This window comes from Stenotrophomonas nitritireducens (assembly GCF_050984405.1).
Classification (GTDB): domain Bacteria; phylum Pseudomonadota; class Gammaproteobacteria; order Xanthomonadales; family Xanthomonadaceae; genus Stenotrophomonas; species Stenotrophomonas nitritireducens_B.
This window is the reverse complement of record NZ_CP158790.1, coordinates 3,638,558-3,663,145: the sequence shown is the minus strand read 5'-3', so window position 1 is coordinate 3,663,145 and position 24,588 is coordinate 3,638,558. Positions and strand designations below refer to the sequence as shown.

19 protein-coding genes are annotated in these 24,588 nt (G+C 70.5%); 10 read left to right on the top strand and 9 right to left on the bottom strand.

Annotation, left to right across the window (positions count from 1 at the left end; genetic code table 11):
- Window positions 1–341: 341 nt before the first annotated feature.
- From ABTV91_RS16410 to ABTV91_RS16400, 3 genes are all read right to left on the bottom strand, one after another.
- Window positions 342–1,457 carry an HDOD domain-containing protein gene (locus ABTV91_RS16410; RefSeq protein ID WP_433852379.1) on the bottom strand — a complete coding sequence of 372 codons (1,116 nt, stop codon included), beginning with the start codon at window positions 1,455–1,457 and terminating at the stop codon, window positions 342–344.
- Window positions 1,458–1,618: 161 nt separating this feature from the next.
- A complete protein-coding gene (gene ppa / locus ABTV91_RS16405; protein WP_433852378.1) occupies window positions 1,619–2,155 on the bottom strand; it encodes an inorganic diphosphatase in 537 nt (178 codons plus the stop codon).
- Between the two features lie 213 nt (window positions 2,156–2,368).
- Window positions 2,369–2,950 (bottom strand): hypothetical protein, encoded by a 582-nt coding sequence (locus ABTV91_RS16400; protein ID WP_433852377.1) that lies wholly within the window; start codon window positions 2,948–2,950, stop codon window positions 2,369–2,371.
- Here ABTV91_RS16400 and ABTV91_RS16395 point away from each other — a divergent pair.
- Window positions 2,949–3,533, top strand: a complete 585-nt coding sequence (locus ABTV91_RS16395; RefSeq protein ID WP_433852376.1) for a hypothetical protein — start codon at window positions 2,949–2,951, stop codon at window positions 3,531–3,533. The two genes, ABTV91_RS16400 and ABTV91_RS16395, sit on opposite strands and share 2 nt — an antisense overlap.
- A 47-nt stretch (window positions 3,534–3,580) precedes the next feature.
- Window positions 3,581–4,258, top strand: a complete 678-nt coding sequence (locus ABTV91_RS16390; RefSeq protein WP_433852375.1) for a Vgb family protein — start codon at window positions 3,581–3,583, stop codon at window positions 4,256–4,258.
- A gap of 387 nt (window positions 4,259–4,645) precedes the next feature.
- Here ABTV91_RS16390 and ABTV91_RS16385 read toward each other — a convergent pair whose 3' ends face one another.
- Window positions 4,646–6,700: a sodium-translocating pyrophosphatase gene (locus ABTV91_RS16385; protein ID WP_433852374.1), complete on the bottom strand. Its 2,055-nt coding sequence runs from the start codon at window positions 6,698–6,700 to the stop codon at window positions 4,646–4,648.
- 331 nt (window positions 6,701–7,031) lie between these two features.
- Between ABTV91_RS16385 and ABTV91_RS16380 the strand changes: the two genes are divergently transcribed.
- The gene (locus tag ABTV91_RS16380; RefSeq protein WP_433852373.1) at window positions 7,032–7,550 is read left to right on the top strand and encodes a hypothetical protein; all 519 of its coding nucleotides are present in this window, start codon (window positions 7,032–7,034) and stop codon (window positions 7,548–7,550) included.
- A gap of 41 nt (window positions 7,551–7,591) precedes the next feature.
- Here the strand turns inward: ABTV91_RS16380 and ABTV91_RS16375 are convergent, their stop codons facing one another.
- Window positions 7,592–7,720 carry a hypothetical protein gene (locus tag ABTV91_RS16375; RefSeq protein WP_433852372.1) on the bottom strand — a complete coding sequence of 43 codons (129 nt, stop codon included), beginning with the start codon at window positions 7,718–7,720 and terminating at the stop codon, window positions 7,592–7,594.
- Between the two features lie 110 nt (window positions 7,721–7,830).
- Complete coding sequence (locus ABTV91_RS16370) at window positions 7,831–9,087, bottom strand: 6-phosphofructokinase (protein WP_433852371.1); 1,257 nt, start codon at window positions 9,085–9,087, stop codon at window positions 7,831–7,833.
- A gap of 150 nt (window positions 9,088–9,237) precedes the next feature.
- Here ABTV91_RS16370 and ABTV91_RS16365 point away from each other — a divergent pair, with 150 nt between their 5' ends.
- From ABTV91_RS16365 to ABTV91_RS16355, 3 genes are all read left to right on the top strand, one after another.
- The gene (locus ABTV91_RS16365) at window positions 9,238–9,801 is read left to right on the top strand and encodes an adenylate kinase (protein ID WP_433852370.1); all 564 of its coding nucleotides are present in this window, start codon (window positions 9,238–9,240) and stop codon (window positions 9,799–9,801) included.
- 308 nt (window positions 9,802–10,109) lie between these two features.
- Window positions 10,110–11,600, top strand: a complete 1,491-nt coding sequence (mpl, locus tag ABTV91_RS16360) for a UDP-N-acetylmuramate:L-alanyl-gamma-D-glutamyl-meso-diaminopimelate ligase (protein WP_433852369.1) — start codon at window positions 10,110–10,112, stop codon at window positions 11,598–11,600.
- 88 nt (window positions 11,601–11,688) lie between these two features.
- Window positions 11,689–12,297, top strand: coding sequence for an LON peptidase substrate-binding domain-containing protein (locus tag ABTV91_RS16355; protein ID WP_433852368.1), 609 nt, complete (start codon window positions 11,689–11,691; stop codon window positions 12,295–12,297).
- A gap of 394 nt (window positions 12,298–12,691) precedes the next feature.
- On the opposite strand, the gene ABTV91_RS16350 is transcribed toward ABTV91_RS16355, so the two are convergent.
- Window positions 12,692–14,695, bottom strand: a complete 2,004-nt coding sequence (locus tag ABTV91_RS16350; RefSeq protein ID WP_433852367.1) for a bifunctional DedA family/phosphatase PAP2 family protein — start codon at window positions 14,693–14,695, stop codon at window positions 12,692–12,694.
- 135 nt (window positions 14,696–14,830) lie between these two features.
- Here ABTV91_RS16350 and ABTV91_RS16345 point away from each other — a divergent pair, with 135 nt between their 5' ends.
- A complete protein-coding gene (locus ABTV91_RS16345) occupies window positions 14,831–15,493 on the top strand; it encodes a phosphotransferase (protein ID WP_433852366.1) in 663 nt (220 codons plus the stop codon).
- Between the two features lie 277 nt (window positions 15,494–15,770).
- Here the strand turns inward: ABTV91_RS16345 and ABTV91_RS16340 are convergent, their stop codons facing one another.
- The gene (locus ABTV91_RS16340) at window positions 15,771–16,457 is read right to left on the bottom strand and encodes a hypothetical protein (protein ID WP_433852365.1); all 687 of its coding nucleotides are present in this window, start codon (window positions 16,455–16,457) and stop codon (window positions 15,771–15,773) included.
- Between the two features lie 120 nt (window positions 16,458–16,577).
- Between ABTV91_RS16340 and ABTV91_RS16335 the strand changes: the two genes are divergently transcribed.
- Window positions 16,578–17,396, top strand: coding sequence for an SDR family oxidoreductase (locus ABTV91_RS16335; RefSeq protein ID WP_433852364.1), 819 nt, complete (start codon window positions 16,578–16,580; stop codon window positions 17,394–17,396).
- A gap of 139 nt (window positions 17,397–17,535) precedes the next feature.
- Here the strand turns inward: ABTV91_RS16335 and ABTV91_RS16330 are convergent, their stop codons facing one another.
- A complete protein-coding gene (locus ABTV91_RS16330; RefSeq protein WP_433852363.1) occupies window positions 17,536–18,528 on the bottom strand; it encodes an ion transporter in 993 nt (330 codons plus the stop codon).
- A gap of 72 nt (window positions 18,529–18,600) precedes the next feature.
- Here ABTV91_RS16330 and ABTV91_RS16325 point away from each other — a divergent pair, with 72 nt between their 5' ends.
- On the top strand, window positions 18,601–19,827 hold the full coding sequence (locus ABTV91_RS16325) for an acetylornithine transaminase (RefSeq protein ID WP_433852362.1): 1,227 nt from the start codon (window positions 18,601–18,603) through the stop codon (window positions 19,825–19,827).
- A gap of 464 nt (window positions 19,828–20,291) precedes the next feature.
- Window positions 20,292–24,542 (top strand): autotransporter domain-containing protein, encoded by a 4,251-nt coding sequence (locus ABTV91_RS16320; RefSeq protein WP_433852361.1) that lies wholly within the window; start codon window positions 20,292–20,294, stop codon window positions 24,540–24,542.
- Window positions 24,543–24,588 lie beyond the last annotated feature (46 nt).

Here is a 24,588-nt window from a genome sequence, read left to right as displayed (position 1 = left end):
CGCAAGGCCCGCCCTTCGTCTTTTCGCTCCTGCAGGCACGTGGAGCCGTGGATGCGGAGGCTCGCTCCGCACGGGCTTTCTCCTGCCGGAGCTTGCGCGCCGGGCAGGCCAGGCACCCGCTTCCGGTCCCGGGAGTGCAGCAGGGGTCGCCTTTTTTTTCCCCGTTCCTGCCGAAGCACGTGGAGCCGTAGATACGGAGCTCGCCCCGCAGGGGCTTTCCTGTCGAGGCTTGCATGCCGGGCAGGCAAAGCACCTGCTTCCGCCGTTGCCGAGTGTTTCAGGGCGCAAAAAAACGGCCGCATCGAATGCGGCCGTTGCGGAGAGCATGCGCTGAGCGCCGCCTAGGCGGTGGCGGCCAGCCCGGCGAGATCGTTGGCCATCTCGCGCCAGCCATCGAGCCGCGGCAGCACCGCGGTGCGCTCCAGGTATTGCTCGTCCACCTGGCTGCCGCTGGCCAGCGCCGTGGCGACATGCACCGCGCCGGTGACCCAGAAGCTGCGCACGTTCGAGCGCTGCGGCTGCAGGTGGAAGGCGACCGCCTCGATGATCGGCATCGGCAGGCCCCACAGGCCGAGCAGGTAGGCGCCGGCTTCCGCGTGCCCGGGGCGGTCGTCGCCCTCGACCGCCGGTTCGCGCTCGTCGCGCACGCCCGGCAGCAGCAGGCCGATGTCGGCCAGCAGCGCCGCGGTCGAGCCCAGTTCGGCGCTGGAGGACGGCAGCATCTTCGCCGCCAGGCGCGAGGCCGTCAGTGCGCGCGCCTGCAGGGCGTTGCGCTCGGCCGGCGAGACCGACGGCAGCGAGAACACCTCGCTGGCCAGCACCAGGTCGCGCAGGGTGGCCAGGCCCAGCCGGGTCACCGCGCCGCGCAGGTCGGAGATCGCGCGGCCGCTGTTGAAGAACGCCGAGTTGGACAGCTGCAGCACCTTGGCGGCGATGGCCGGGTCGGCCGATACCAGCTTGGCGATGTCGCTGGCGTCGGTGCTCTCGTCCTCTTCCAGCGCGTGCATCAGGCCCAGGTACACGTGCGGCGGCGAGGGCAGCTTCTCGACACGGCCAATGGCCGCGCGCAGGCGTGGGCTGTCCAGCAGGTCGCGCAGTTCCTCCAGGCTGGTCAGCGCTTCGAGCAGCACTTCCGGCGACAGCGGCAGTGGCAGGAAGCGGTGCGCCACGCCGATGATGCGGGCCGCGGGCGCGCGCTGGCTCTGCGCGGCGTCGATCAGCGCGATGCGGATCGTTTCCGGGCGCAGGGTCCGGATCTGGCCGAGCAGGGTGGCCGGGGTGAGGTCGGGCAGGACCGGCGCGACGATGACCGCGTCGATGGTGCTGGTGGCCACCGTGGCGATGGCGGCATTGCCGTCCGGGGCGGTCTGGACCTGCCAGTCCTCGCCCAGGTCGGTGATGTACTCGAGGAGATCGGCCGACAGGCTGGCTTCGTCGCCGACTAGCAGGATACGCAAGACATTTCCCCCAATGGAACCGCCCGGCCGCAACGGGAACAGGCCGGAAACCGGCCTGTCAATGTAGCGGAACGCCCCGGCGAGGTCATGCCCCGCGCGGGTGAAACGTGATCGTCGTCGCTGGCGGCGGCAAGGCCCGCAGGCTGCCGCCGCCCGTCGCCTCAGCCCTGCTTGGCGGCGAAGTTCTGCTGGGCCTCGACCAGGATGCGCTTGGCTTCGGCGGCGTCGCCCCAGCCTTCGATCTTGACCCACTTGCCCTTTTCCAGGTCCTTGTAGTGCTCGAAAAAGTGGCCGATGCGCTCCAGCCAGTGGCTGGACACCTGGGCGATGTCTTCCACGTGGCCGTAGCCGCTGAAGATCTTCGACACCGGCACGGCCAGGATCTTCTCGTCGCTGCCGGCCTCGTCGGTCATCTTCAGCACGCCGACCGGGCGGCAGCGCACCACCGAGCCGGGCACCAGCGGCAGCGGCAGCACCACCAGCACGTCGGCCGGGTCGCCGTCGCCGCCCAGGGTGCTGGGCACGTAGCCGTAGTTGCAGGGGTAGCGCATCGGCGTGGAGAGGATGCGGTCGACGAAGATCGCGCCCGATTCCTTGTCCACTTCGTACTTCACCGGTTCCGAATCCTTCGGAATCTCGATGATGACGTTGATTTCTTCCGGGGGGTTCTTGCCCGCGGAAACGAGTTCCAGACCCATGCGCTGCTCCGAATCGTACGTTTGACAGAAGGCCGCCATTCTACGCCGGCCGCTGGTGCGGCGCACCAAAGGCCGGTGCCGTGGGCTGAGGCGCGGGACCGGAGCGCGGGCGCGCGGATGCGCCCGTGGAGGCGGGCGGGTAGCCTGCCGCGATGGATTCCCTGATCGCCGCCTCCGCGCGGGCCCTGGCCGCGGGCGATGTGCTCGCCGCGCTCAACCACGTCGCGCTGCGCTCGGACCCCCGGCGGCGCTGGCCCTGCGCGGCATCGCCATGGCCCGGCTCGGCGAGCTGGGCCGCGCGCGCGATCTGCTGCGCCGGGCCCACCGCGGGTTCGGCCCCCACGAGGTGTGCTGGCCCGCGCGCGCTGCACGCTGGCCGACGCCGAGGTGGCGCTGGCGATGCGCGAGCTCGGCGGCTCGCCGGCGCCGCTGCAGGCCGTGGCGGCGCTGCTGGAGGCGCGCGGCGACCATGCCAATGCCCTGCAGGCCTGGCTGGTCCTGGCGCGGCGCCTGCTGCTGCTCGGCCGGCTGCAGCCGGCGGCCGACGCGCTGGCCAGGCTCGACGGCAAGCGCATGTCGCCCGCGCTGGCGGCCATGGCCGGGCTGACCGCCGCGACGCTGGCGCTGCATTCCCTGCAGGTGGCGCAGCGCGCGCGCCGCGCTCGAGGACGCCCGCGCGGCCGCGCGCAATGCCGGCATTCCGGCGCTGCAGGCCGAAGTCGACGACGCCTGCGCGCGGCTGGAGCAGCCCGCGGCCCGCTGCGTGGGCGGCGGCGCCGATACGCCGTTGCGCATGGAACAGGTGCAGGCGCTGCTGGCTTCCGGGGTGCTGGTCGTGGACGCGTGCCGGCGCGGCGTGCGGCTGGGACGCAGCTGGCGTTCGCTGGCGAGGCGTCCGGTCCTGTTCGCGCTGGCGTGCGCGCTGGCCGAGGCCTGGCCCGGGGATGTCGAACGCGACACGCTCGTCCGCCGCGTGTTCGGCATGCGCCATTGCGACGAGACGCTGCGCGCGCGGCTGCGCGTGGAGATCGGCCGGCTGCGGGCACTGGTCGACGGCCTGGCGCGCATCGAGGCGACGCCGGACGGTTTCCGCCTGCAGCCCTGCGCCGACACCACGGTAACGGTGCTGGCGCCGCCGATCGAAGGCGAGCAGGCGGCGCTGGCCGCCCTGCTGGGCGATGGCGCGGCCTGGTCCACCTCGGCGCTGGCCCTGGCGCTGGGCGCCAGCCAGCGCAGCGTGCAGCGGGCGCTGGCCGCGCTGGAAGCAGCGGGACGGGTGCGTTCGAGCGGGCGCGGGCGGGCGCAGCGCTGGCGTTCCCTGCCGCTGGCCGGATTCACGACGATCTTGTTACTCCCTGCCGCGCTGCCGGTTGACTAGTGTCGGCGGCAGGCACCGATTCCCGCATGTGCCAGGAGACTGCAGCGATGAACACTGGAACCCCCGCTTCCGAAACGACCACGGCCAAGGTGCGCCCGGCCGAGGTAGTGCGCGACTATGGCCCGTTCGCCGGTTCGGATTGCATCCACGGCGTCAGCTTCGACGGACGCAACGTCTGGGCCGCCACCGGCGAGGCGCTGGTGGCCTTCGATCCGGCCGATGGCGAGCCGGTGCGCACGCTGGCGCTGGCCTGCGACGCCGGCACCGCGTTCGACGGCACCCACCTCTACCAGATCGCCGAGGCCCGCATCGACAAGATCGATCCGCGCAGCGGGCAGGTGCTGTCGTCGATCCCCGCGCCCGGCGCCGGCGCCGATTCCGGCATGGCCTGGGCCGAAGGCAGCCTGTGGGTTGGGCAGTACCGGCAACGCCGCATCCACCAGATCGACCCGGCCGACGGCGCCGTCCTGCGCACCATCGAATCGGACCGCTTCGTCACCGGCGTGACCTGGGTGGACGGCGAGCTGTGGCATGCCACCGGCGAAGGCGGGGAGAGCGACATCCGCCGCATCGATCCAGACACCGGCGCGGTGCTGGAACGGCTGCAGATGCCCGCGGGCATCAGTGTCAGCGGCCTGGAAGCCGACGGCGGTGGGCTGTTGTTCTATTGCGGCGGCGGCCGCAATGGCCGGGTGCATGCGGTGAAACGGCCGCGTACGCGCTGAGGCTGTGCCGGGGGCGCGTCCGGAAGCGCGCTTCCCTGCCGTCCCTTCCCCCCAGGTGGGGAAGGGCCGTCTGCCGCGAAGACGACGGCCGTTCGTCCGACCCAAGCAGCCTGTCCCCTGCAAGCAGGGAAAGGCGAGGGCGCCGTACGTAGTCGACGCGGTCTACAGCAACGGCACCAGCAGCGCCACGGTGTTGATGATCCTGATCCCAGCCTTGCAGCTCATCCCATCCCGTTCCCTTCCCCCGCAGGCGGGGGAAGGGCGACGGGACCAGCAGCAGCGCCACGATGTTGATGATCCTGATCCGAGCCTTGCGGCTCGCCCCATCCCGTTCCCTTCCCCCGCAGGCGGGGGAAGGGCGAAGGTGCCGTGCGCAGCCGGCTTCGGTTACAGCAATGGCACCAGCAGCAGCGCCACGATGTTGATGATCTTGATGAGGGGGTTGATCGCCGGGCCGGCGGTGTCCTTGTAGGGGTCGCCGACGGTATCGCCGGTCACCGCGGCCTTGTGCGCCTCGCTGCCCTTGCCGCCGAAGTGGCCGTCCTCGATGTACTTCTTGGCGTTGTCCCAGGCGCCGCCGCCGGTGGTCATCGAGATCGCCACGAACAGGCCGGTGACGATGGTGCCGATCAACAGCCCGCCGAGCGCGCGCGGCCCCAGCAGCAGGCCGACGATGATCGGCACCACCACCGGCAGCAGCGAGGGCACGATCATTTCCCGGATCGCCGAGCGGGTGAGCATGTCCACCGCCTTGTCGTACTGCGGCTTGCCGGTGCCCTGCATGATGCCGGCGATCTCGCGGAACTGGCGGCGCACTTCTTCCACCACCGCGCCGGCGGCGCGGCCCACCGCCTCCATTGCCATCGCGCCGAACAGATAGGGAATCAGGCCGCCGATCAGCAGGCCGATGATCACCGTGTGGTCGGACAGGTCGAAGGCGAACGTCTCGCCCGGGTGTGCGGCCTGCAGGTTGTGGGTGTAGTCGGCGAACAGCACCAGCGCGGCCAGCGCCGCCGAGCCGATCGCATAGCCCTTGGTCACCGCCTTGGTGGTGTTGCCCACCGCATCGAGCGGGTCGGTGATGTCGCGGATCTCGCTGGGCAGCTCGGCCATCTCGGCGATGCCGCCGGCGTTGTCGGTGATCGGGCCGTAGGCGTCGAGCGCGACGATCATGCCGGCCATCGACAGCATCGCGGTGGCGGCGATGGCGATGCCGTACAGTCCACCGAAGTGGAACGCGCCCCAGATCGCCGCGCAGACCGCCACCACCGGCAGCGCGGTGGATTTCATCGACACGCCGAGGCCGGCGATGATGTTGGTGCCGTGGCCGGTGGTCGAGGCCTGCGCCACGTGCTGCACCGGCTTGTACTGGGTGCCGGTGTAGTACTCGGTGATCCACACGATCAGCCCGGTCAGCACCAGCCCGATCAGCGCGCAGTAGAAGATGTGGGTCGACGACACCGCCAGCGTACCGTCGAGCGTGGTCAGCCCGTCCGGGAGCAGGTTGGCGGTGACGAACCAGAACGCGACCGCCGACAGCACCGCCGACACGATCACGCCCTTGTACAGCGCGCCCATGATGTGGGTGCTGCCATCCTTCACCTTGACGAAGAACGCGCCGATGATCGAGGCGATGATCGACACGCCGCCCAGCACCAGCGGGTACAGCACCGCGTTCGAATCCTGGGCGAACATCAGCCCGCCCAGCAGCATGGTGGCGATCACCGTCACCGCGTAGGTTTCGAACAGGTCGGCGGCCATGCCGGCGCAGTCGCCGACGTTGTCGCCGACGTTGTCGGCGATCACCGCCGGGTTGCGCGGGTCGTCCTCGGGAATGCCGGCCTCGACCTTGCCCACCAGGTCGGCGCCCACGTCCGCGCCCTTGGTAAAGATGCCGCCGCCCAGGCGCGCGAAGATCGAGATCAGCGAACTGCCGAACGCCAGCCCGACCAGCGCATGCAGCGCGGGTTCGCCGGTCACGCCCAGATAGCGGGTCAGCAGCAGGTAGTAGCCGGCCACGCCCAGCAGGCCCAGCCCCACCACCAGCATGCCGGTGATCGCGCCGCCCTTGAACGCCACGTCCATCGCCGCGCTCATGCCCTTGCGCGCAGCTTCGGCGGTGCGCACGTTGGCGCGGACCGAGACGTTCATTCCGATGTAGCCGGCCGCGCCGGACAGCACCGCGCCCACCGCGAAGCCGACCGCGGTGTACCAGCTCAGGAACACGCCCACCAGCACGAACAGCACCACGCCGGCGATGGCGATGGTCAGGTACTGGCGGTTGAGGTAGGCGCGCGCGCCTTCCTGGATCGCCGAGGCGATTTCCTGCATGCGTGCGTTGCCGGCGGGCTGGCGCAATATCCAGCGCGCGGCGAACAGGCCATAGGCGATGGCGATGACCGCACATGCCAGGGCGAAGACGAGACCGTAGTTTTGCAGCATGAACCCCTCCAGCACAGGTGGATGTCGTCCAGCAGCGCTGAACGCGGGACACGCCGGGATGAAGCACTGGAACAGACCCGGAGCCATGCAGCGGCCGTGGTACGTGTCGCGGTGTTCAACTTTTCCTGGAGCCGCAGCGAGTATGGGTCAGCTGCCGTTCACTGTCACGGGGCAGTAGCGGGCGTTCGTCCGCGCTTCCGTTGCCCAGTTGAAGGGCTGCGGTCGCGCCACTGCCGGCGGCCGGGCCTGTGGGGTGCGTTTGCGCCCGTGCCACGGCGTTCAGCACCGCACTGGCACCGTGCGGCTTTCCGCTGACGAACGAGACAAGGCGATGAAGACCGTATGTGGAGTGCTGTCGCTGCCGTGGCTGGTCCTGCTGCCGCTGGCCGCGCAGGCACAGGGGCCGGCGGCGCAGCCGGAAATCCAGCGGCCGCCGGGCACCGCGCAGGCGCTGGGCGCCGTGCATACCGTGCGCCAGATTCCCGAAGCCTGCGTCCGTATCGAAGGCCGCTTTACCGGCCAGGCCGATGCGCCCTACGCCATGCAGCTGGTGCGTACCGACGCACGCTGCCAGCCGCGCGCGGCCCTGCTGGATGCGGCCCAGGTCACGCCGGGCGCGAACGGATGGCGGCTCAACGACCGCATCCGGATTCCGGCGGCGGCGTGCCCGGGCCAGCAGGCGGTGGTCGAGGTCTGGCGGCGGCCGGTCGAACAGCCGCTGACCCGCGATGGCCAGGGGCAGGTGCGCGTGTACCTGGGCGAAGCCCGGCAGCAGGCCGAAGCCGGCAAGCTGGCGTCGCTGCCCGCGTTCGCGGTGAACATGGCGGTGGAGGGCAAACCCTGCCGCTGAGCCGGTGGAGCAGGGCGGCAGCGGCTGGCGGGATTCCTGGCTCAGGCCGGGGTGTGCTGCGTGGCGGCGCTTTTGTGTCCGGCCAGATGCTGGCCCAGGCGGTAGCCCGCGCCGCCGATCAGGCAGACCAGAAGAAAGCCGAGCATGCCGATCAACACCTTGCGGATCATGGCGCCGTACCTGTGCGGGAAACGCGGCATCAGGGTGCGCGCCGCGGGCGCCGCCGGGCACCTGCCTGAAGTCACCGCGACGCAAGGCAGGGGCGGCGTCGGCAGCGGGTTCAGCCCTCCCAGTCGGGAAGCTTCTTCGCCACCGCCACGTTCTTCAGCGTCACGTACTTCGGCAGGCCGTCGCGGCCCCACGGCAGCGGCGCCTCGCCGCGGATCAGCGGCTGCAGGTAGCGCCGCGCTTTTTCGGTGATGCCGAAGCCGTCCCTGCGGATGAAGCCGGCCGGCATCTTCTTTTCGTGGTTGGCCACCTTCGACAGCGGCGCCGCCTCGATCTTCCAGCGGTACGGCGCATCGGCGGTGCGCACGATCACCGGCATCACCGAGTTGCGGCCCTCCAGCGCGAAGCGTACCGCCGCCTTGCCGACCGCCTGCGCCTGCTCCCAGTCGGTCCTGCTGGCGACATGGCGGGCCGAGCGCTGCAGGTAGTCGGGCAGCGTCCAGTGCACCTTGTAGCCCAGCTCCGCCTTGACCCGGCCGGCTAGGTACGAGGCGACGCCGCCGAGCTGGGTATGGCCGAAGGAATCGGTGGCGCCGCCGGCGTCGGCGACGAAGCGGCCGTCGGCGGTGTGGATGCCTTCGCTGGCCACGACCACGCACCAGCCTACCTTCGCCACCACCTGCTTCACTTTCGCCAGGAAGGCGGCTTCGTTGTAGGCGCGTTCGGGCAGCAGGATGATCTGCGGCGCGTCGTCAGGGTTTTCCCCGGCCAGCCCGGCCGCGGCGGCCAGCCAGCCGGCGTGGCGGCCCATCGCCTCGTAGATGAAGACGCGGGTGGAGGTCTCGGCCATCGCCGCGACGTCCAGCGCGGCCTCGCGTACCGACACGGCGGTGTACTTGGCGGCCGAACCGAAGCCCGGGCAGGTGTCGGTGACGGCCAGGTCGTTGTCGATGGTCTTGGGCACGCCCACGCAGGTCAGCGGGTAGCCGAACTCCTTGGCCAGCTGCGAGACCTTCAGTGCGGTGTCGGCCGAATCGTTGCCGCCGTTGTAGAGGAACCAGCGCACGTCGTGCGCCCTGAGCACGTCCAGCAGGCGCTCGTACTTGGCCCGGTCCGCTTCCAGCGACTTGAGCTTGTAGCGGCACGAGCCGAACGCGCCGCCCGGGGTGTGGGCCAGCGCGGCGATGCTGGCCGCCGGCTCCTTCGAGGTGTCGATCAGGTCCTCGCGCAGGGCGCCCAGGATGCCGTTGCGCGCGGCCAACACCTTGATTTTCTTCGCCCGGGCTTCGGCGATGACGGCCGAGGCGGTGGCGTTGATGACGGCGGTCACGCCACCGGACTGGGCGTAGAGCAGGGTACCTCGGGACATGGACGGGACTCTCCGGGCGGGGGACATTTCCGGGACATTGGCCGGATGCGGTAAGCTGTGTTATTGCGGTGCAGCGTGAATCGGCCCATGAGTCTAACGCCGCTGTCCGTCCCTGAAAGAAATCGTCCTCTACATACAAGGGAGTCAGGAATGCGATTGGTTCTGTTGGGACCGCCCGGTTCGGGCAAGGGCACGCAGGCGACCCGCCTGAAGGAAGAACTGCAGATTCCGCACATCTCCACCGGCGACCTGCTGCGCGCCGAAGTGGCCGCCGGCACCGAGCTGGGCAGGCAGGCCAAGGCGGTGATGGACGCCGGCAACCTGGTGTCCGACGACATCCTGCTGGGCATGCTGGAATCGCGCCTGGCCCAGGCCGACGTCGCCAACGGCTTCATCCTCGACGGCTACCCGCGCAACGTGGCCCAGGCCAATGCGCTGGGCGAACTGCTGACCCGCCTGGACCAGCCGCTGGACGCCATCGTGCAGCTGGACGTGCCGACCGAACTGCTGGTCGAGCGCATCGCCGGCCGCGCCAAGGAACAGGGCCGCGCCGACGACAACCCCGAGTCGGTGCGCCAGCGCCTGCAGGTCTACAACGATTCCACCGCGCCGGTGATCGACTTCTACGCGGCCAAGGGCACCCTGGCCCGCGTCGACGGCGTGGGCGCGCTGGACGAAGTGCTGGCCCGCATCCTGGCCGCCATCAAGCGCTGATGCCCGCCCGCCCCGGCATGGCCGGGGCAGGCCGGAAGACCGGCATGCGCATAAAAGAACGCCCGGACCAGTGCATGGTCCGGGGCGTTCGTCGTACAGGGGCCAGCAGGTGGGCGTGCTCAGGGCCCCGCAGCATGAGCTCCCTGGGGACGGCCTCTTGGGGAGTAGGACCTGAGGGATACTGCGGCTGGCCCGTGCATTCTCGGTATGAATGCCCCCGAACGGTATAGGAGTTTCCCCTACAGATCAGTAGGGGTAGTGCCGGGACGACGTATCCGGCGCGCCGGCGCATCGGCGACAATCGGCGCATGAGCAAGATCCATATCCTCGGCATTGCCGGTACTTTCATGGGCGGCGTGGCCGCCCTGGCCCGCGAACTCGGCCACCAGGTCGAAGGCAGCGACCAGGCGGTGTATCCGCCGATGTCTACCCAGCTGGAAACGCTGGGCATCGCCCTGTCGCAGGGCTATCTGCCGGGTAACATCGGCGACGACTGCGACGAGATCGTGGTCGGCAACGCGCTCTCGCGCGGCAACGCCGCGGTGGAGGCGGTGCTGGATGCCGGCCGGCGTTATACCAGCGGCGCGCAGTGGCTGGCCGAGAACGTGCTGCCCGGGCGCGACACCGTGGCCGTGGCCGGTACCCATGGCAAGACCACGACGACGACGATCCTGGCCTACCTGCTGCAGGCCGCCGGGCGCGAGCCGGGCTTCCTGATCGGCGGTGTGGCGGAGGATTTCGGGGTGTCGGCGCGGTTGGGCCGTCCCCTTCTCCCTGCGGGAGAAGGTGCCCGCAGGGCGGATGAGGGGCAGGCGCACCCCGTGGGCCTGGTCCATCAGGACACCATCACCCCTCACCCCAACCCCTCTCCCGAGGGGAGAGGGGCTTCAGGCCGACCGCTTTTTGTCGTGGAAGCCGACGAATACGACACCGCGTTCTTCGACAAGCGCAGCAAGTTCGTCCACTACCGGCCGCTGGTGGCGATCCTCAACAACCTGGAATACGACCACGCCGACATCTTCCCTGACGTGGCGGCGATCCAGCGCCAGTTCCACCACCTGGTGCGCACCGTGCCCGGCCGCGGCCGGCTGATCGTCAACGGCGAGGACGCGCGCCTGGCCGAGGTGCTGGCGATGGGCTGCTGGACGCCGGTGGAACGCTTCGGTTTCGACTCCGCGCTGGAGTGGAGCGCGCGCCTGCTCGAGCAGGACGGCAGTGCGTTCGCGGTGCTGCACGATGGCGTGGAAGTGGCGCAGGTGCGCTGGCCGCTGCTGGGCCGGCACAACGTGCTCAACGGCCTGGCCGCGCTGGCCGCCGCGCACGCGGTGGGCGTGGAGGTGGCCACGGTGGCACCGGCGCTGGCCGGCTTCCGCAGCGTCAAGCGGCGCCTGGAAGTGATCGGCCAGGCGCGCGGCGTGACCGTCTACGACGATTTCGCCCACCACCCCACCGCCATCCGCACCACGCTGGAAGGCCTGCGTGCGAAGGTCGGCGATGCGCGGATCGTGGTGGCGATGGAGCCGCGCAGCAATTCGATGCGCCTGGGCGCGCACGCCGAAGCGCTGGCGCCGTCGCTGGACATCGCCGATGCGGTTGTGTTCCTGGCCCGTCCGGAACTGCCGTGGGACGCGGCCCGGGTGATCGCGGCGGTGCGCGGCGACGCGCAGGCGGTGCCCGATACCGACGCGCTGCTGGCGCGGTTGGGCGGGGCGGCGCGCGATGGCGACCACGTGGTGTTCATGTCCAACGGCGGCTTCGACGGCGCACCGCGCCGCTTTCTGGCGCAGCTGCAGGGCTGATGCGCGCGGCCACATCGTGGCGGGGGCATAACCCGCCCTGCGATACCCTCGCCCTGCATCCCTTCGCTTCCGGAGTACGGCCGGCCCGATGACAGACACGCAGACACTGCCCCTGTTCCCGCTGCACGGCGTACTGCTGCCCGGCGCCGCGCTCGGCCTGCGCGTGTTCGAGGCGCGCTATCTGGACCTGGTGCGCGAATGCGGCCGCCAGGGCGGCACCTTCGGCATCTGCCTGATCCTGGAGGGCGAGGAAGTCGGTGCGCCGGCCACGCCCGCGGCCTGGGGCGTGGAGGCGCTGGTCGAGGATTTCGATGTCGGCGCCGATGGCGTGCTGCAGCTGCGCCTGCGCGGCGCGCGGCGTTTCCATGTGGAGCGGACGCGGGTGCGCGACAACGGCCTGGTGGTAGGCCAGATCCAGTGGCGCGACCCCGACCACGACGACGAACTGCGGCCCGAGCATGCGCTGCTGGGCCTGCTGCTGGAACGCATCCTCGAGCAGGCCGGCGGCGAATTCGCCGGCGCCGGCCCGGCGCAGCTGGACCAGGCGGCGTGGGTGGGCTGGCGCCTGGCCGAACTGCTGCCGCTGGAAGACGAGCAGCGGCTGGTGCTGCTGCAGGAAGACGATCCGCACCAGCGGCTGGATCGCCTGCTCACCTGGATTCCCGATTTCGAATCGCCGGCGGAATCCGAACTGTAGAGGGGCAAGCCCCGGCCTCTACGGAGTGCGAGAGTTGCGGCGATGTGCGTAGGTGCCGGGCTCGCCCGGCACGGGCTTCGCTGGGAGGCTTCATGCAGGGCAAGCCCTGCATCCACGGAATGCGAGGATTGCGGCGACGCGCGCAGGTGCCGGCTCGTCCGGCACGGAGCTTTGCCGGGAAGGCTTCATGCAGGGCAAGCCCTGCATCTACGGAGTGCGAGGATTGCGGCGGTGCACGCAGGTGCCGGGCTCGCCCGGCACGGCTTCGCTGGGAGGCTTCATGCAGGGCAAGCCCTGCATCTACGGAATGCGAGGATTGCGGCGGTGCACGTAGGTGCCGGGCTCGCCCGGCACGGGCTTCGCTGGGAGGCTTCATGCAGGGCAGGCCCCGCCTCTACGGTTGCGGTTCGCTGCGGATCATCAGCAGCGGCATGCCGCTTTCCGGCAGCGTCCGGGTGCGCGTTTCCATGCCGTCCAGCGATTGCGTCACGGCCTCCAGCGCCGGATCGACGCCGCGCAGCGGCAGCCACAGGCCGAACAGCCGGAAATGGCGCTGGTAGCGCAGGGTCTGCGCGCTGCCCAGCCACAATGGCGCCTGTCCGGGCTGCAGCCGCACCGGTGCCGGCCACAGGCGCAGCGCATGCACTTCGTCGGCGCGTGCGCCCTTGCGCACCATCAGCAGCGATTCGACATTGGTGTCCAGCGTGGCCGGCAGCACCGGCACCTGCTCCGGCGCGGCCTTGCTGTCGAGCATGACCAGCGCCTGCTGCCAGCCGGCCTGCGGCTGCAGCTTCCAGCCGTGGCGTTCCAGCTGCTGCTGCAAGGGCGCCAGCGGCCCGGCCACCTGCACGTCCAGCGGCCAGCGCTGGTCGTCGTCGAACTCGTTGCGGCGCGACGGCAGCTCGTGCCAGCCGTCCTGCCACCAATAGTCCACTTCCATCATGCGCGGGGCTTCGGCCACCGGCTCGAACTTGGCCAGCTTGGCCGGCACGTTGCGCGGCGCGTACCAGAGCCCGGCCAGCACGAACACGCCGTAGAACAGCCACGTCACCGGCTTGACCCAGAACGAGCGGTTGAAGCGGCGCCGGTAGGCGATGCCCAGCACCAGCAGCCAGAAGATGCCGAACAACATGCCGCCGATGACGTCGCTCAGCCAGTGCGCGCCCAGGTAGATCCGCGCAAAACCAATGATGGTGACCACGATGCCCGACACCAGGTACGGCCATACGCGCGTGCGACCGGGCAGCTCGCGGCCGATCAGCACGGCGAAGAAGCCGAAGGTGATGGTGGCCATGGTCACCGACACCGAGGGGAAGCCAAAGCCGCTGCTGGCCGCGGGCGGCCGCACCACGTCCACGGTGGCGCCGAGCAGCTTGGTCAGCGCCAGGCCGAAGGCCAGCGCCGCCAGCCAGTGCGCGGCGGCCATCCAGCGCCGGCGCCAGCACAGGTAGCCCATGCCCGCGGCGGTGGCCGGCAGCAGCACCTGCCAGTCGCCCAGCGAGGCCAGCGCCGCCATCGGGTAGTCGGCCAGCGGATTGCGCAGGGCCAGCATCAGGTGGTGCACGGCCAGGTCCAGCGCCAGCGGCTCGCCATGGCCCACCACCACCATCAGCAGCACGAACCAGCCCCAGCCCAGCAGCAACAGCATCAGCGCCAGCATCGCCAGCGGCACCGATTCGCGCCGGCGCGGGTCGAACAGGTCGTTCCAGTAGCGGCCGAGCAGGTGCGGATGGCGCTGCGACCAGCGCAGCAGGCGCGCCAGCCAGCCGTCCATGCGCGCGGCCGACCAGCGGTAGCCGTACAGCACGATGGCCCACACCAGCCCCAGCATCACCCCGAGCAGGGCCACCACCACGAACAGCCGCCCGGCCACCGCCGCCACCGCGTCGTAGGCCTGGCCCAGCGCCCAGCCCGGCAGCAGGAACAGCACCGCCCACGACAGGCTGGCCACCACGCTGGGCTGCGCGTAGCGCGCCAGCGGCATTTTCGCCATGCCGGCGATGGCCGGCACGAACGGGCGGATCGCGCCGACATAGCGCGCCACCAGGATGCTCTTGAACGCATTGCGCCTGAACAGCAGTTCGCCGCGCTCCAGCAACTGCGGGTAGCGGCTGAACGGCCACACCCCGCGCAGGCGGTCACCCCAGCGCCGGCCGACCCAGTAGCTCAGGCCGTCGCCGCAGAACGCGCCGAGCGCGGCGCAGGCCACCGCGTAGGGGCCCGATATCTCGCCCATGCCGATCAGCACGCCGATGGCGATCATCAGCGGCAGCGCCGGCACGATCGCGCCGAGGATGATCACGGCGTCGCAGAAGGCGATGGCGAAGATGACGACGCCGGCCAGCATCGGGTGCGCGGCGATCCAGGCCAGGGTGGTGTCGATCCAGGATGAATTCATCGACGGATTATAAAAGGGCGCGGGCGCAGGACCGGCGCCCGGCGAAGGGGTTCCGGACAGCGGCGGTGCAGGTAGGAGAAGTACGCGTGCACGCGTCGCCGGCCGCGGCGGGGGCGGCCCGCTAGAATGGCGGCGATGGCGAATACGAACGACGACGGCGTCCAGATCCTCAAGTCCGACAGCTTCGGGCGCATCCTGCGGGTAAACGAAGGCGGGCGCTGCTTCGTGCGCCGCGACCTCGGCGCCACGCCCTGGTGGCTGCGCCTGCCGGCCTGGTGGCTGGCGCGGCGCGAGGCGCGCGCGCTGGCCAGGCTGGGCGGCATGGAGGCGACGCCGCGGCTGCTGGGCTGGGATGGACGCTGGCTGGACCGCAGTTACATGGAAGGAGCGGCGATGTACCAGCGCCCGCCGCATGGCGACGTGGCCTGGTTCCGCGCCGCGCGCCGCCTGCTGCAGCGGGTGCACCGCCAAGGCATCGCCCACAACGACCTGGCCAAGGAAGCCAACTGGCTGGTGCGCGCCGACGGCTCGCCGGCGCTGATCGATTTCCAGTTGGCGGTATGCGGCAACCCGCGTTCGCGCTGGATGCGCCTGCTCGCCCGCGAGGACCTGCGCCATCTGCTCAAGCACAAGCGCACGTACTGCCGGCAGGCGCTGACGCCGGTGGAACTGCGCCTGCTCAAGCGCCATTCGTGGGTGCGTGAGCTGTGGTTCGCCACCGGCAAGCCGGTGTACCGCTTCGTCACCCGCCGTGTCCTGCATTGGGAGGACAACGAGGGGCAGGGGCCGAAGGCGTGACGCAGCCCGCGTAGCGGGCTGCGTCCCCAAAGTTCTGCACGGCAGAACTTTGGGCCCCGACTCCTTGCCTGCCTATCCCCCGCGCCTTTGGCGCGCCCCCCCTTACAAAGGGGGGCTCTGCTCCATCGTGTTGGCGCGAGTGTGTAGCGCGACGCTTGCCCGCTGGGGTCTTGCCGGGAAATCACAGCGGGGCGAGGCCTGTTCTACGGTGGGTTCGCTGGAGCGGTGCGGCTTTGTGGGGCTGGCTTGCGCCGACCGCACGAGACGACGTTACGACTCAGCGCACTTCCAGCACCTGCCGGCCGATGTAGCGGCGCTGGGCGTCGAAGTCGTAGCCCAGGGTGAGCGTGCCGGCGTCGGCGCAGGCGTGGCAGGGGCGCAGCGGCGTGCTGTAGTGCAGGCGCACGCCGCCATCGGGCAGCGGCGCGGTGCCGGCGGGCTGTGCCGGCGCGAATGGCACGGCGTCCGGATGCTTGTCGAAGAACGCCTTGACCTGTGCATCGGCGCGCGCGCTGTCGTCCAGCACGTCCGCGTCCACATCGATGGTCCTGCCGCTGGCATCCACCAGCCAGGTGCCCTGGTTGGTGTTGGCGCGCAGCGGGAATTCCAGCGTGGCGATGCCGACGCCGGACTGGTCGTCCCACGCGCTCACGTAGCCGGGCGTGTCCTGCGCGGCCAGCCGTTGCGCGGCGGCGATGGCGGCCGCCGTCGCGCCCGCCGCGCGCATGGCCTGGACCACGCAGCCCTCGCCGCCGGGCGGGGTGTCGCTGCGGCAGGCGTCGGTCGATCCGCTCCATACCGCGCCCGCGTCGATCCGCACCGCCGTGGCGTCGTTGCCCAGGCCGGTGGTCTGCACGGCGACGTCGCGCGGGCGCGCCGTCTCGGCGGGCGATACGGCAGGTTTCTGGCAGGCGGACAGGGCAAGGACGAGCAGCAGGGGGACGGCGACGGACAGCGGTTTCATCGGAACGCACGGCGGATACGGAAGGGCGCCAGTATCGCCATCGCGCATTAACGGCAGGTGTTCGGCCACAGGCATGGCGCATAATGCGCCCCGCTTCCATCGGGTACCGCGGAGTCGCGCATGAGCAGCCTGCAAGGCAAGACCCTCTTCATCACCGGCGCCTCGCGCGGCATCGGCCTGGCCATCGCGCTGCGCGCCGCGCGCGACGGCGCCAACGTCGCCATCGCCGCCAAGTCGGCGGTGCCCAACCCCAAACTGCCGGGTACCATCCATACCGCGGTGGAGGCGGTGAACGCGGCCGGCGGCCGCGGCCTGGCGCTGAAGTGCGACATCCGCGAGGAGGACCAGGTGCGCGCGGCGGTGGCGGCCACCGTCGACACCTTCGGCGGCATCGACATCCTGGTCAACAACGCCTCGGCGATCTGGCTGCGCGGCGCGCTGGACACGCCGATGAAGCGCTTCGACCTGATGCAGCAGGTCAACGCGCGCGGTAGCTTCCTGTGCGCGCAGGCCTGCCTGCCGCACCTGCTGCAGGCGCCCAACCCGCACATCCTCACCCTGGCGCCGCCGCCGAGCCTGGACCCGAAGTGGTGGGGGCCGCATACCGGCTACACCCTGGCCAAGATGGGCATGAGCTTCGTGACCCTGGGCCTGGCCGCAGAGTTCGGCCCGCAGGGCGTGGCGGTCAACGCGCTGTGGCCGCGCACCATCATCGCCACCGATGCGATCAACATGATCCCCGGCGTCGATGCCGCCGGCTGCCGCCGCCCGGAGATCATGGCGGACGCCGCGCACGCGGTGCTGGTGCGCGAGGCGGCCGGTTTCAGCGGCCGCTTCCTGATCGACGACGAGGTACTGGCGCAGGCCGGCATCACCGACCTGTCCGCCTATGCGGTGGACCCGTCGCGGCCGCTGCTGCCGGACCTGTTCCTGGATTGACCGGCTGTTCCGGATGGGGCCGCTCGTATCCTGCGGCCCCGCATCCAGCACCCCATCGTAGGAGCGGCTTCAGCCGCGAAGGGACTTTACCGGTAGAGCCGCTTTCGCGGCTGAAGCCGCTCCTACGGAAGACGGTAGGTCAGGGATCCAGCGGTTCCGGCAGTTCGTGCCCGCAGCGGTTGCAGTAGCGCGCCTCCGGGTCGTGGCCCTCGTGGCCGCAGACGATGCAGCCGCGGTCGTCGCGGCGGCGCCGGCCGGCTTCGGCCTGGCGCATGCCGTTGGCCAGCTCGGCGGTGTAGATGCCGGTGGGCACGGCGATGATGCTGTAGCCGATCAGGATCAGCACCGAGGTGACGAAGCGCCCCAGCGTGGTCTGCGGCACGATGTCGCCGAAGCCGACCGTGGCCATGGTCACCACCGCCCAGTACATGCTGGACGGGATGCTGCTGAAGCCGTGGCTGGGGCCTTCGATCACGTACATCAGCGACCCGGCGATGATGGCGATGGTGATCACCATCGACAGGAACAGCAGGATCTTGCGGCGGCTGCGCCACAGCGCCCGCAGCAGGACGCCGCTTTCCTCGATGTAGCGGGTCAGCTTGAGGATGCGGAACACGCGCAGGATGCGCAGGGCGCGCACCACCAGCAGGGACTGCGCGCCGGGCACCAGCAGCGACAGGTAGGTGGGCAGGATCGCCAGCAGGTCGATGATGCCCCAGACGCTGAGCGCGTAGCGCAGCGGCCGCCGCACCACCAGCAGGCGCAGCGCGTACTCGGCGGTGAACAGGACGGTGAAGCCCCATTCGACCACGTAGAACCACGACGCCCAGGCGGCATGGACGTGCTGCACGCTGTCCACCACCACCACCAGCACGCTGGCGACGATGGCGTAGACCAGCAGCAGGTCGAAATTGCGCGAGGGGCGGGTGTCGTGCCGGTAGATGATGTCGAACCAGCGGCGGCGCCAGCCGGTCTCGGACGCGGGGTTGAGCTGCGGGGTGGAGAACAGGCGCATGGCGGCATTGTGCCGCAGCCCCGTGGAATGGGGGACCCGGTAGATGATGTCGAACCAGCGGCGGCGCCAGCCGGTCTCGGACGCGGGGTTGAGCTGCGGGGTGGAGAACAGGCGCATGGCGGCATTGTGCCGCAGCCCCGTGGAATGGGGGACAATGCCGCTTTCACCCACCACACCTACCGGAACGCCATGACCGCCGTCGCCGAACCGCTGCTGTCCCTGTCCCAGTACTACCTGCCGGTGTACCGGCCCCGCCAGCTCGTGCTCGAGCGCGGCCAGGGCGCCCGGCTCTGGGATACGCAGGGGCGCGAGTTCATCGACCTGGCGGCCGGCATCGCGGTATGCAGCCTGGGCCACAACAACCCGGAACTGAAGGCCGCGCTGCTGGCCCAGGCCGACAAGCTCTGGCACACCAGCAACATGTTCTACAGCGAGCCGCCGCTGCACCTGGCGCAGGAACTGGTGGACGCCTCGCGTTTCGCCAGCCGCGTGTTCCTGTGCAATTCCGGCGCCGAGGCCAACGAGGTGGCGATCAAGCTGGTGCGCAAGTGGGCCGCCGCGCAGGGCCGGCCGCCGGAGCAGCGCGTCATCCTCACCTTCCGCGGCAGCTTCCACGGCCGCACCCTGGCCACGGTGACCGCCACCGCCCAGCCCAAGTACCAGGAAGGCTACGAGCCGCTGCCCGGCGGTTTCCGCTATGCCGACTTCAACGACGTGGCGCAGCTGGAAGCGGCCATGGCCGGCGGCGACGTGGCCGCGGTGATGTTCGAGCCGGTGCAGGGCGAGGGCGGGGTGATGCCGGCTTCGGCGGAATTCATGCGCCGCGCCCGCGAGCTGTGCGACCAGCACGGCGCGCTGCTGGTGCTGGACGAGATCCAGGTGGGCATGGGCCGCACCGGCGAGCTGTTCGCGCACTGGAACTGGGGCGTGACCCCGGACATCGTCAGCCTGGCCAAGGCGCTGGGCGGCGGCTTCCCGATCGGCGCCATGCTGGCCGGCCCGAAGGTGGCCGAGGTCATGGGCGTCGGCGCCCACGGCACCACCTTCGGCGGCAACCCGCTGGCCGCGGCGGTGGCGCGCGTGGCGCTGCGTACCCTGGCTTCGGATGGGATCAAGGCCAACGTCGCCCGCCAGTCGGCCGCGCTCAAGGCTGGGCTGGAAGCCATCGGCGCCGAGTTCGGCGTGTTCGAGCAGGTGCGCGGCATGGGCCTGATGATCGGCGCGGTGCTCAAGCCCGACTACGTGGCCGACATCGGCACCCTGCTGGACCTGGCCGCCGAGAAGCAGGTGCTGATCCTGCAGGCCGGCACCAGCGTGCTGCGATTCGTGCCGCCGCTGAACATCACCGACGAGGAACTGGCCGAAGGCCTCAAGCGCGTGCGTGCGGCGATTGCCGCGTACATGGCCGCGCGCTGAGGCAGGCCCGGCAGCCCGAGCCTGCCGCGTCGAGGAAGGGCAGGGGGGCGCACGGCTCCCTGCCTTTTTTCTTGCCCGCCTGCGGCCGCTGGCGGTGCGTTCCTAGCAGCTTCGGCAAAGGGAACGGCCACGGATGTCCTTCGGGCCGATGCAGTGGCGGGGGCCAGCGTGTTCGCGCCCAAGCGGCAGCCCGTTGACGGCCCCGGCGCGCCCGCGCCAAGGGGCGTGATTGGATGGCCCCGCTTTCTGCGGTTGGGTTGTTGAAGGTTTCTTTCGTGGATGGGCGCCGATCGCCGGCCCGTCTCTGTGTGATGGTGGACAGGGGAAATTGCATGCGGCAGATGAGTCGGCTCCCGGCGTGGGGCGGAAAGGTTGTGCGTTGGCTGTCGGCATGGGGTCCGCAATCGGCTCGCCATGCATATGGCCGCGCGCCTGGGCTGACGGGCGGGTGCGTCGCGCTGGTATTGGCGCTGCTGCTGTGCGTCCCGCAGCTGGCCCATGCCGTGCCCACCGACATCCAGCTCAGCAACCAGTCCGTGGGCGTCGGCGGCGGCCTCAATGCGACGGTGGGAACGTTCTCTACCAGTGATGCAGGGGTGGGCGAGACCTTCACGTACACGCTGGTGGCCGGTACGGGTGACACCGACAACCCGGCTTTCCAGATCTCCGGCAACAGCCTGCTGGCCAACAATCCATCGACGTTCACCCCGGGGACGCAGAAGAGCGTCCGCGTCCGCAGCACCAATTCGCAGAACGCCACTTACGAGAAGGCGTTCACCCTTTCGGTGATGCCGGCGAACCTGGTGATCAGCGCCGGCGCGGCGTCCGCTCCGCGCGTGGGGGACAGCTACAGCCAGAGCAATGTGGCAACCGGCGGTGTCGCGCCCTATACCTATGCGCTGAACGCCGGCGCGTTCGTGCCGGGCACCTCGCTCGACGCGTCGACCGGACTGGTGTCGGGCACGCCGACCGTCGCCGGCAGCTTCGCCTATCAGCTCTGGGTCACCGACAGCCAGGCTCCATCCGCCATGGCGGTCGGCGCGATCGTCAGCGTGACGATCGCCAAGGGCAACCAGACGGTCAGCTTCATGCCATCGCTGCCAGGCGTGGCGCAGGTGGGCGGGGCGCCCTACAGCGTGAGCGCGGTGGCAAGTTCGGGATTGACGCCGACGGTGTCGCTGGCTGCAGGCAGCAGTGGTTGCGTACTTGCGGGCGGCACGCTGACCTTCACCGCTGTCGGCACCTGCGTGATCAACGCCAACCAGGCGGGCGACAGCAACTGGAACGCGGCCGCGCAGGCCCAGCACAGCATCAACATCGGTGCGGCCGGTGGCATCGCCGCTGCGGTCGATTTCGCACCCGGTTCGATCGGCGTCGGCGCGGCCGGGCAGGTCACGATCACCTTCACCAATCCGAACGCATCGAGCAGCCCCGCCTTCAGCGTGCTGCTCACCTCGCCGGCGCTGGTCTCGCGGATTCCGGCGATGCCGGGGGGGAGCTGCACGGTCGGCGCCGCATCGGTGCCGAGCATGAACACCGTGCAGCTCACCAATGTGGTGGTGCCGGCCGGCAGCTGCACCGTCACCTTCGGTTACAACGGGGCCACGGCGGGTTCCGCGGCGGGGTTCGCGCTGGACGCGTTCACGCCCAGCGGGTATCCGACCACGCAGCCGACGGTTGGCAACAGCATCGTCGTGGTGCCGACGGTCATCACGCTCTCGCCGAACGCCGGCCCGGTCAGCCAGGTCGTGACGGTCAGCGGCACCGGCTTCAGCACGACGCCGGGCAACAACCTGGTCAGTTTCGGCGGCGCCGGCAACGGCACGGTCACGGCAGCGTCGGCCACCTCGCTGACGGTGACCGCGCCGGCGGCCGGCAGCGGCCCGGTTGCGGTGACCGTCGCGGTCAACGGCCAGACCAGCACCAGCAACGCCACCTATACCTTCATCGACAAGCCGGTGGCCGCGGACACGACCGGCGTCACGGTGCCGTACAACAGCACCGGCACGGCGATCGACCTCTCCGGCGCGATCACCGGCACCCATCACAGCATCGCGATCGGCAGCGCGGCGGCGCATGGCACCACCAGCGTCGCTGGCGATGTGGTGACCTACACGCCCACGGCCGGCTATTTCGGCACGGACAGCTTCACCTATACGGCCACCGGGACCGGCGGCACGTCCAACGTCGCCACGGTGAGCCTGACCGTCGCCACCCCCGCCGCGCCGGTTGCCGCGGACAGGGCGGTGCTGGTGCCGTATCAGAGTCCGGGGACGCCGATCGATCTGGCGTCCTCGATCACCGGCGTGCATGCAGCGATCGCCATCGCCACCGCACCGCAGCACGGCACCGCCAGCATCGCCGGCGATGTGGTCAGCTACGTGCCGGTGCCCGGCTACTCGGGCCCGGACACCTTCACCTATGTCGCCACCGGCCCCGGCGGGACCTCCGCGCCGGCGCGGGTCAGCCTGACCGTGAGCGTGCCGCCCCTGGAACTGGGCCCGACCAGCCTGGCGGCGGCCACCGCGTCCAACGCCTACACGCAGCGGGTGACCGCCAAGGGCGGTACGGCGCCGTACACCTATGCGGCCAGCGCGTTGCCTGCCGGCCTGGTCCTGTCGGCCGAGGGTGAGCTGTCCGGCGTACCCACCGGCGCGGGCAGCTTTGGCTTCGACATCACCGCCACCGACAGCAGCACCGGTGCCGGTCCGTTCTCCGTGACCCGCCACTACACGCTGGTGGTGGCCACGCCCAGCCTGCAGCTGGACCCGGCACTGCCGCCGGCCACCGGCGACGTGGGCTACCAGCAGCAGCTCGGTGCCAGCGGGGGAACCAGTCCGTACCGCTTCAGTCTGTCCAGCGGCGCGTTGCCGCCGGGGCTGACGCTGCTCGAGTCCGGCCGCATCGAAGGTGAGCCCAGCGCGGCCGGCAGCTACGACTTCAGCGTGCAGGTCACCGACGCGAACGGCTTCACCGGTGTGCAGGCCTATCACTTCCAGGTGCAGGCCGGCGCGCAGGTGATCTCCGCCTTCGTCGCCACGCCGGCCGAACCGGTCTACGTGCAGGGCGGGAGCTTCACCCTGGGCGCCAACGGGGGCGGCTCGGGCAATCCGGTCAGCTTCGCCTCCAGCACGCCGGCGGTGTGCACGGTCAGCGGGGCGACGGTGACGATGCTCGCTGCCGGCACCTGCGGGCTGACCGCCGATCAGGCCGGCAACGCGATGTACCAGGCGGCCACGCAGGTCCGGCTGGACGTGAACATCGCGGTGGGGACGCCGCAGCTGTCCTGGCTGGGCGACCTGACCCGGACCCAGGGCGAGGATGCCTTCGAACTGCCGGTACCGCACAGCAGCAGCCCCGGTGCCTTCAGCTATGCCAGCAGCAACCCGGCGGTGGCCACGATCAGTGGGCGTACCGTCACCCTGGTCGGTGAGGGCACCACCGTGCTGATGGCGACCCAGGCGGCGACCGGCAACTTCGCCACGGTCACGGTGCAGCTGCAGCTGACCGTCAGTGCCCGCCCCGATCCGACCCATGACGGGCAGGTCAGTGCTGGCCTGCAGGCGCAGGTCGATGCCAGCGTGCGCTTTGCCCAGGTGCAGGGCGACAACATCCGCGCGCGCCTGCGCCAGGTACGCAGCGGCACCAACGCCAGCAACTTCAACTTCGCGCTGGCCTATGCGGGCAGCCAGCAGGCCTCGGGCCTGACCCTGCCGGTCGGCCAAGCGGCGTTGCCGGCCCTGCCGCAGGGCTGGGGGCTGTGGCTGGCCGGTACCGCCACCTTCGGCAAGGTTGGCCGCAACGGGGGTGCGGGCGGTGGCTTCGATTTCGACACCGGCGGCATCACGCTCGGTGCCGACCGCGCGGTGGGCGAGAACCTGTTGTTCGGCATGGCCGGCAGTTGGGGCCGGCAGGACACCGACTTCGACGGCAGCCCCTCCAAGGTCGATGCCGACCAGCGTTCGCTGGCGGCCTACGGGCTGTGGCGGCTGGGCGAGCACCTGTTCGTGGACGGCCTGCTGGCCAATGGCCGACTGGACTTCGACCTGACCCGCTGGAGCGAGCCGGCCCATGCCAGCGCGCAGGCCTCGCGCAGGGGTGACCAGTGGTTCGGGTCGCTGACGGTCGGCTATGAGCATCGCAATGCCAGCGGCATGAGCGTGACCGGGTATGGCCGCTATGACGGGCACCGCGCGACCCTGGATGGCTACCGCGAGCATGGGCTGGGCATCTACGACCTGGGCTATGGCCGCCAGCGCGTGGACAACAGCGCCCTGGCGGTGGGCCTGGAAGGCAGCCTGAGCTTCAAGCGCGAGCGGCTGAACTGGCGTCCGTACTGGAGCATCGAGTACCGCAGCGCATTGGAGAACCGCGGCGATGTCGCGATGAACTACGTGCAGCGGCCGCAGGGCACCGATTACGTGCTGGCGATGCGCAGCTACAACGACGACATGCTGGCGCTGGGCGCGGGCATGGACCTGCAGCTGGACAGCGGCTGGATGTTCTCGCTGCTGTTCGGCCACGAGCAGGGCCGCAATGCGATGCGCAGCAACAGCATCGGCCTGCAGGTGCGGTTCGGCCAGCAGGGGGCCCACGTGCCGATGTTCGGCGAGGGCGATGAACTGGGCGTCGGCGATGACACGCGGCGTCGCTGCCGTGGCGGTGCGACGCCGTGCGCGGCGCCGGCGGGCACTGGCGGTGACCGGCTGCCGTAAGGCCGAGGATCGCGCCGGCGTTGTCCGGCGCGATCACGGCATGTGA